The organism is Pseudoflavonifractor sp. MSJ-30 (genome assembly GCF_018918045.1).
Classification (GTDB): domain Bacteria; phylum Bacillota; class Clostridia; order Oscillospirales; family Oscillospiraceae; genus Faecousia.
In genome coordinates this window covers 1-7,278 of the sequence record NZ_JAHLPU010000029.1, presented here as the reverse complement: position 1 = coordinate 7,278, position 7,278 = coordinate 1, and the positions used below count along the sequence as shown (strand labels likewise).

Here is a 7,278-nt window from a genome sequence, read left to right as displayed (position 1 = left end):
AATTCTAGCGTTCTGTTCCGAAAGGCAGCGGGCGGCTGGTAGCCGCCCCTACAGGTTTTCTATTTTGCAACAGCCCCTTGCAATTTCCGTGGTTTTGCGTCGATTTTCATTGACACGAAGGCAATTCTGCGGTATATTCTAAGCGTAAAATGTGTGGTTAAGCGGTAACCGTTACTCCAGGAAGTCGATGTGACCCCCAAGTGCCGGGCAAGAAAGCCGGCATTTGGGGGTCATATTGGATGACAGCCTATTTACAGCAGGCACTGTACAGTGCCCAGAGAAAATCTCTTGGCTGGGGCTTGTGTTCCCGCGCTTCTTCGCAGAGCGCTCCCAGCAGAGCCGGATTCGTTTTCCAGGCTCTCTCGGTTGTGCGGCGGATGGCCCCTTCCACGGCTGCGGCATCGCATTGCAGCCGCTCTCCCATAGGTGGATAAACCTGTTTCCGTATCCTCTGGATACGCCGCGGATCATCCGCAATGTATTCCAGCGCCAGCAGGGTCATCTGGTATCCCCGCAGATAGGACGGAATGCCCAGTGCCTCCAGAAGTTCTCTTGCTTTTTGGTTGTCATATATGTTCTCTTCCATGTCCGCCTCCGACCTCCCTCTATTTACTAAAGGCAGCAAGCCGGCTTTCCGCAACAGTATAACACAGATTTTTTCTACATTTTTCAGTACAGGTGAGTAGAAAGGAGATATGCCCAGTGCCCTTTCAGCGCGGCTCTCCGGATTCCGAATTTCTGGAATCGTTTATAGAACGGCACATTGTTGACTTCAGCAAGTTCGCCTATTCCATTGTCCATGATTACGACTGCGCTCAGGACGGTGTACAGAATGCCATGGTAGCGGTTCTCAAATACTACGACAATATTCGCGGCTTTGACGAACAGCGTCTGTTCCGCTACTGTCTGGCCATCGTCAAGCATGAAAGTCTGCGGTCCGCCGCGAAAAAAAGCAATACCCTTTCCATTGAGGACGTGAACGATTTGGACACGCTCCCCGACGAAATGCTGGAGCACATCATCCGGGAGGAAAATATCGCCGCCCTGAAGGAATGCGTCTCCCAGCTGCCGGAGAAATTCCAAACGGCGATCCTTATGAAATACTATTATAACCAATCGGACGACGATATTTCCAGAGTCATCGGCGTCTCCGCGCCCAGTGTGCGGATGATCCTGACCCGTGCCAGAACAAAGCTGAAAAAGTATTATTTGGAGTCTACCGGTGAGGAGGCAGAAAAATGAGCGAAGGATTTTCCCCGGATATGGAGCATGCCTACTATGACGAGCGCTTTTTGCAGAACGCGGCCCGGCTGGTGGATTCCGGACTGCTGGAGCAGTGGGAAGCCGCCCAGACCATGCAGGTGGATGAAGTCTGGCTTCAGAACATGGCAAACAGCACGAACAAGCTGCTGAAAGCCCACATTGCCCGCCGTGAAACACTCTCCGCTATGAAGAAGGCCGGCCGGAGCGCCGCCATCACGGCTCTCACCGCAGGGCTGCTGCTGGGCGGTATTTACGGTACCGTAGAGGCCGCCCGGGAGCCCATCACCACCTTCTTCCTGACCAATCGGAATCCCAGCAACGCCATTCTCGTACCCAGCAACATCCCGAAAGCGGACCAGTACCTGGTTCCCGAGGATTGGAGCTGTCCCGTTTTCCCCACCTGGATCCCGGATGGGTATCAGCTGGAGGACTTCAACGCTGTAAGCAGTTGGGACTGGCGGCTGCGCTATGCCCCCGCGGACGGCGGGACAGACGGCATTTATATCACCATTATGGACGCGAACTATTTGGGGACCATGCTCGTCAATACCGAAGGCCTTGAGGATATCTCCGAACCCACAATCCAGGGCGTTTCCGCCAAGGTCGTCCTGGACACACGGCACAATGCGTATATGCTTTCCATGGTGAAAGACGAATACCTGGTGGAGATCTGCGCGAATACCTCCCTTGCCGATATTATCCAGATTGCGGAATTGTTCCATTTTTAACTGTTGCGGCTTCCGCGTTTTCCGCCTCTTATTATATGGAAGAGTCTTCCGGAACTATAGAAAGGGGTATTCCTATGAAAAAAATCGTTTCTCTGCTTCTCGTCCTGCTTCTGCTGCTTCCCTGCGTATCCGTGTCTGCCGAGAGCCTGACAAACGGCAAACTGTATACCGTCTCCCCCAGGTTCAAAGAAATGACCGGCTGCAACGCTGCCTTAACCCCCGCCGGTGGCGGGACCTATATCTTCTCCGGCAGCGCCAGAGCCAACAGCACCGTAACAATTTCCGTGACCGTTACGCTGCAGCGCGCCAATTCCTCCTCCGGCTGGGATGACATGGCCACCCTGACGGATTCCGGCACCTCCTACGCCAGTTGCTCCGGCCAGCGCTACCTCTCCTCCGGCACCTACCGCACCAAAACGGTAGCCAACGTCTACAGCACCAGCGGCGCCTTTATCGAATCCGCCACCGTCTACAGCAGCACCGTCACCCGCTGACCCTCCGGCCCGCCCGCTTATGATATGTCCCCCCAATACCGGACAGCCGGTATTGGGGGGACACTTTTTGTTTCTGTGCGGCAGGGTCAGGCAAGAGTCTGGATCCAGCTGCCTTTTTTCAGCATGTACTGACCTACCACGCATTTCAGCACATCCGGCATCTGGCACAGAGCGAACAGCGGCAGGATAGGCAGGCTTGTGAACCGGCTCAGCGTAAAGGCCAGAGAGACTCCGCAGACCCACATGAACACGCTGTCAAACAGGAACGTAATGAAGGTCTTGCCACCGGAACGCAGGGTGAAATAGGTGGCGTTGGCGAAGGACTGGAAGGGCATGACCAGCGCGCTGATAAGGATCAGATCCCGGGCAAGGTTCCGCACACTCTCCGTGGTATTGTAAATGGAGGGGAACACGCCGGAGCCCAGCGCCATAAGCAGGCCGAAGCAGGTGCCGGAGGTTACGGAGAAGGCGATCAGCTTCCGGTTTGTATCCCGGACCGCTTCCTCACTGTGCCGTGCGCCCAGCATCTGGCCCATCAGGATTCCCACGCTGACGCCCAGAGACTGATAGACCACACCCGCCAGATTTCCCAATGTGGCAGAGATATTCATAGCAGGCACCACATCCAGACCGCAGGTGGAATAGCACTGATTCATGGTGACCACGCCCAGAGACCACAGCAGCTCGTTGGCAAGCAGCGGCATACCGGTCACGACGATGTTCCGCAGCAGCGGTCTGGGGATGGACATGGAATCGTAGGCTCCCCGAATGAAGGGATGCTTCACCGCGTTCCGGTGGGTCCATCCGGCAACAAGAAGGAGCTCCGCGTACCGGGAGATCACCGTTGCCAATGCCGCGCCCCGAACGCCCATAGCAGGAGCCCCAAAGTGGCCGAAAATCAGAACATAGTTCAGCACCAGATTTACTGCCACGGCCGCTACGCCTGCCGCCATAGGAACAAAGGTCTCGCCGCTCTCTTTCAAAGTGCTGGCGTAGGCATTGCACAGCGCAAAGGGCAGCAGACCCCAGAGCATGACCAGAAGATAATCCCGGCCATAGCCCAGCACCGCGGCGGCGTCCGCCGCGTCTCCCTCGCCGGTAAGGTAGAGCCTGATCAGGTTGGAACCGTCCAGAAAGAACAGTGCCCCCGCGCCAACGGCCAGCGCGGCGCAGATCAGGAACTTAAACCGGAAGGTATGCCGGACCCCCTCCGCGTCCCCCCTGCCGTGGAACTGGGCCGTAAAAATCCCAGCGCCAGAGCTGGCGCCAAAAACGCACAGGTTGAACACAAAAATCAGCTGGTTCACAATGGAAACGCCGCTCATGGGCAGTGTGCCCACCTGGCCGACCATAATGTTATCCAGCAGAGAAACGAAATTGGTAATGCCATTCTGAATGATAATTGGCACGGCGACCTGGAACACGCGCTTATAAAACGCCCGGTCGCCGATGTACTTTTTGAACATAGATCCTCCTCTTAGATCTTTCAGAGTGCGCAAATGGATGATATGCGATAATTCCGTCAAAAAGGGCGGGGCCAATTGCGGCCCCGCTCTTCTGAAAAGCTACTTTACAGCTTCTCTCCGCCCAGGTACACCTGCATGGAGGAATAATCCGGCGCGCAGACCAGGAAGTCAGCGACCTTGCCCTCCTCGATGGAGCCAACCTCCTTGTCCGCGGCAATGGCGCAGGCGGGGTTGTAGGTTGCGGCACGGACGGCGTCCTCTTCCCGCACGCCCCAGCGGATGACATTGGTCAGGCAGACCCACATATTGGTGGCGGAGCAGGCGATGGTGCCGTCAGTCAGCCTGGCAACGCCGTCCCGGAGACAGCAATCCTGACCGCCCAGCTGGAATTGGGTTCCCTCCGGCATACCGGCGCAGCGGCCGGAGTCAGAAATCAGGCACATCCGGTCTCCGCCGAACATGGAGAAGGCCAGACGCACGGAGGCGGGATGCACATGGTAGCCGTCGCAGATCAGCTCGGCAGTGACGCCCGGAGTCTCCACAGCGGCGGGAATGACGCCGGGAGCCCGGTGGGAAATGGCAGGCATGGCGTTGTACAGGTGGGTCAGGTGACTTGCGCCCGCATCGAACACCGCCCGGGCGTGGTCATAGTCCGAATCCGTATGGGCCACGGATACCGCGCAGAGCTTGGTTGCCTGCTCGGTGAATTCTCTGGCGCCGGGCAGCTCGGGGGCCACGTCCACGATTTTCACCAGGCCGTCACAGCCCTCCCACAGCTTCTTGAAGCCCTCAAAATCCGGATTCTTCAGATAGTCGGGGTTCTGGGCGCCGCGCTTCTTGTAGGAGAAGTAGGGCCCTTCCATCTGGATACCCCGCAGGACGCTGAGTCCCTTGGGCTGCTCCTTTTTCAACTGAACGGCCGTGGCAAAGGCTCTTTCCAGCACATCATAGGGCAGGGTCATGGAGGCGGGGGCGAAGGATGTGACGCCTTGCCGGGCGTAGAACGCAGCCATTTTCTTCAGGCCTTCATAGTCGCCGTCGGAAAAGTCCGCGCCGGAGTTGCCGTGGCTGTGGATCTCCACCAGGCCGGGGATCACGGTCGCGCCGCCAAGATCAATGGCGTCCGCGGGGACATTCTCCGGCAGAACGGCGCCGAATCTGCCGTCCTTCACCTCAAAGGCACCGGTACGGAACTGAAAGTCAGAACAAAAAATGCGCGCATTTCTGTAAAACATAAGGGTTGCTCCTCCCGCAAAATATTATTTTTTGATAAAACCATAGTATCATGTTTGGATACCGAAAGCAATTCCATTTTCAATTCTTTTCTGACCATTTTCTCGCATTCTACCCTACCCTTGCCAGCAGCGCGCCGCCGTTTTTCCGCAGCCAGTCCCGGCGGACACGGTAATCCGGCAAAACGCGCCCCACCTCCTGCCAGAAAGCGGCGGAGTGATCCATGTGCTTTCGGTGGGCCAGTTCGTGGACCACCACATAGTCCAGCACCTCCCGGGGTGCCAGTGCCAGCAGGCAGTTGAAATTGAGATTCCCCGAGCCGGAACAGCTGCCCCAGCGGCTTTTCTGACACCGGATGGTCACCCGGCCATAGGTCACGCCCATTTGGGGAGCAAAGGCACGCAGGCTCTCCAGAATTGGTCCCTGCGCCAGATCCTTCAGGGTCTCCAGCTGCTCCGCGGTAATGGCGTTTTTCTCCCCCAGTTGCCGGTCCCGGAGGACTTGCGCCCGGTTTGTCTCAATCCAGTCTGCCTTTTCCCCCAGAAAACGGTCGATTTCCCGCTTGGGCATATCCAGCGGAGCCCGGACGTCCAGACTGCCGTCCGGCAGAATGCGCAGGGAAAGCGTTTTACGCCGGGCGCGGGTAATTTTGATTTCCATCAGAACCGGGCCTCCAATTCCCGTGTGCCCCGGTCCAGAATCGCTTCAAAGCGCTCCCCAAGGCATTGTTTCAGAAGGGCGTACTCCGTCAGGCTGCCATGGGGCACGGCCCATGCTCCGGCGTCTGTTCCCGGAGCAACAAAACCGCCCATGGAGGCAAACAGAGCCACGTTATCCATGGCGCTTTTCAGGATCTTCTCCACAGACTGCTCGTTGAAGCGTCCTTTCCCCCGCAGATTCCCAATGGTGGAAAGGGTGGGCACCCAGATGACGTTGTTTTCCCGCATGGCCTCCAGCGCCTCCCGGGTCAGGTAGGCGCCGTGTTCAATGGTATCCACCCCAGCTTCCGCCGCGGCAATAACCGTTTCCGCACCGTTGGCGTGGGCCATGACGGAAAGTCCCATGTCTCTGGCAATGCGGATAACCTGCCGGATCTCCTCCGGAGCAAGGCCCGGCTCTGACAGGACGCCGAATTGGTCAAAATCCATGATGCCGGAAATCATGAGCTTGATGAAGTCCGCCCCCGCGCTTCTCTGTTTTCTCACAAGGGCCGCGCATTCTTTTTCGTCGGCATACTTTTCGCCGATGAAGCCGCCGTAGTGCCCGGCCCGGCACAGCGGCGCGCCGGGGGACGTATAGCGAATGCCGTACTCCGGGGCAATTCGCTTTGCCAGCAGTCCTACGCCCCATTTATCGCCTCCGTCCCGAAGGTAGGCAAAACCCAGACGGGCGTAGTTTTCCAGCGTTTTGCGGACATAGACCTCGTCCGGTCCATTTTTATGCCGGGCAATGGCCGCCCGCCAGTTTTCCCCGTCCAGAACCATATGAATATGGCAGTCACACAGCATGGTAGTTATCCTCGTAATATGTTTTTTAGTCAGCAGGGCTACGTTACGCCCCTTACCAGTTTTTTGATTTCTTATTTCGGATTGTTGCCCTGTCCGCCCATGGGCAGGGTCCCTCCGGGGGCCCCTTTCTTGTCCCGCCAAGAAAGGGGGAAAGAATGCGGCTTAAGGGAGGCGCTGCCAGAAAGCCGCCCTCCCTTAAGAATCCTTCCAGGCCTCAAAACCAACCGGGCTTGTACCTGCGTAGCTTACCGGGCTTGCAGCTGCCATTCATCGAAGATTGCAGAAAATTTAAGCGTATGGCTTAAGCTGATTGGAAAGTATCGAAAGTGAGTTGCTTAGTTAAAAAGAATCGAACCAGGAAAAAATTAGGGATTGCACCCCGTACTCGCCGGAAGGCAGCGCAGAGATTATATTAGTTCTGAGGCCGGGAGGGATTCCTAAGGGAGGGCGGTGCGTCGCGCAGCGAATCTAATCTAACGATTGCCGGTGGCAATCGCTCTATGAAATTATCGGCTTTGCCGACAGCGCCTCCCTTAGGCCGCATTCTTGCGGAGCTTCTTGGCGGGACAAGAAGCTCCCCGCCGGA

The 7,278-nt window shown here is 57.1% G+C and carries 8 protein-coding genes; 3 read left to right on the top strand and 5 right to left on the bottom strand.

The genetic code is table 11. From position 1 onward, the window contains the following. Window positions 1-247 precede the first annotated feature (247 nt). Complete coding sequence (locus KQI10_RS04700; protein ID WP_216566257.1) at window positions 248-586, bottom strand: sporulation initiation factor Spo0A C-terminal domain-containing protein; 339 nt, start codon at window positions 584-586, stop codon at window positions 248-250. A 116-nt stretch (window positions 587-702) separates the two neighbouring features. On the opposite strand from KQI10_RS04700, the gene KQI10_RS04695 reads away from it, so the two are divergent. The 3 genes from KQI10_RS04695 to KQI10_RS04685 all read left to right on the top strand — a co-directional run bounded on the left by KQI10_RS04695 (window position 703) and on the right by KQI10_RS04685 (window position 2,485). Further along, the gene (locus tag KQI10_RS04695; protein WP_216566256.1) at window positions 703-1,242 is read left to right on the top strand and encodes an RNA polymerase sigma factor; all 540 of its coding nucleotides are present in this window, start codon (window positions 703-705) and stop codon (window positions 1,240-1,242) included. Then, entirely contained in the window at window positions 1,239-1,991 is a 753-nt protein-coding gene (locus KQI10_RS04690) for a DUF4367 domain-containing protein (protein ID WP_216566255.1), read from the top strand. Before KQI10_RS04695 ends, KQI10_RS04690 begins: the two co-directional genes overlap by 4 nt. A 74-nt stretch (window positions 1,992-2,065) precedes the next feature. Continuing rightward, window positions 2,066-2,485: a hypothetical protein gene (locus tag KQI10_RS04685; protein ID WP_216566254.1), complete on the top strand. Its 420-nt coding sequence runs from the start codon at window positions 2,066-2,068 to the stop codon at window positions 2,483-2,485. An 86-nt stretch (window positions 2,486-2,571) separates the two neighbouring features. Here KQI10_RS04685 and KQI10_RS04680 read toward each other — a convergent pair whose 3' ends face one another. From KQI10_RS04680 to KQI10_RS04665, 4 genes are all read right to left on the bottom strand, one after another. Continuing rightward, the gene (locus KQI10_RS04680) at window positions 2,572-3,951 is read right to left on the bottom strand and encodes an MATE family efflux transporter (RefSeq protein WP_216566253.1); all 1,380 of its coding nucleotides are present in this window, start codon (window positions 3,949-3,951) and stop codon (window positions 2,572-2,574) included. A gap of 104 nt (window positions 3,952-4,055) precedes the next feature. Continuing rightward, window positions 4,056-5,186, bottom strand: a complete 1,131-nt coding sequence (nagA, locus tag KQI10_RS04675; RefSeq protein ID WP_216566252.1) for an N-acetylglucosamine-6-phosphate deacetylase — start codon at window positions 5,184-5,186, stop codon at window positions 4,056-4,058. Between the two features lie 109 nt (window positions 5,187-5,295). Next, the gene (locus KQI10_RS04670; protein WP_216566251.1) at window positions 5,296-5,844 is read right to left on the bottom strand and encodes a M48 family metallopeptidase; all 549 of its coding nucleotides are present in this window, start codon (window positions 5,842-5,844) and stop codon (window positions 5,296-5,298) included. Beyond that, window positions 5,844-6,692 (bottom strand): amidohydrolase family protein, encoded by an 849-nt coding sequence (locus tag KQI10_RS04665; protein ID WP_216566250.1) that lies wholly within the window; start codon window positions 6,690-6,692, stop codon window positions 5,844-5,846. Before KQI10_RS04665 ends, KQI10_RS04670 begins: the two co-directional genes overlap by 1 nt. Between the last annotated feature and the right edge of the window lie 586 nt (window positions 6,693-7,278).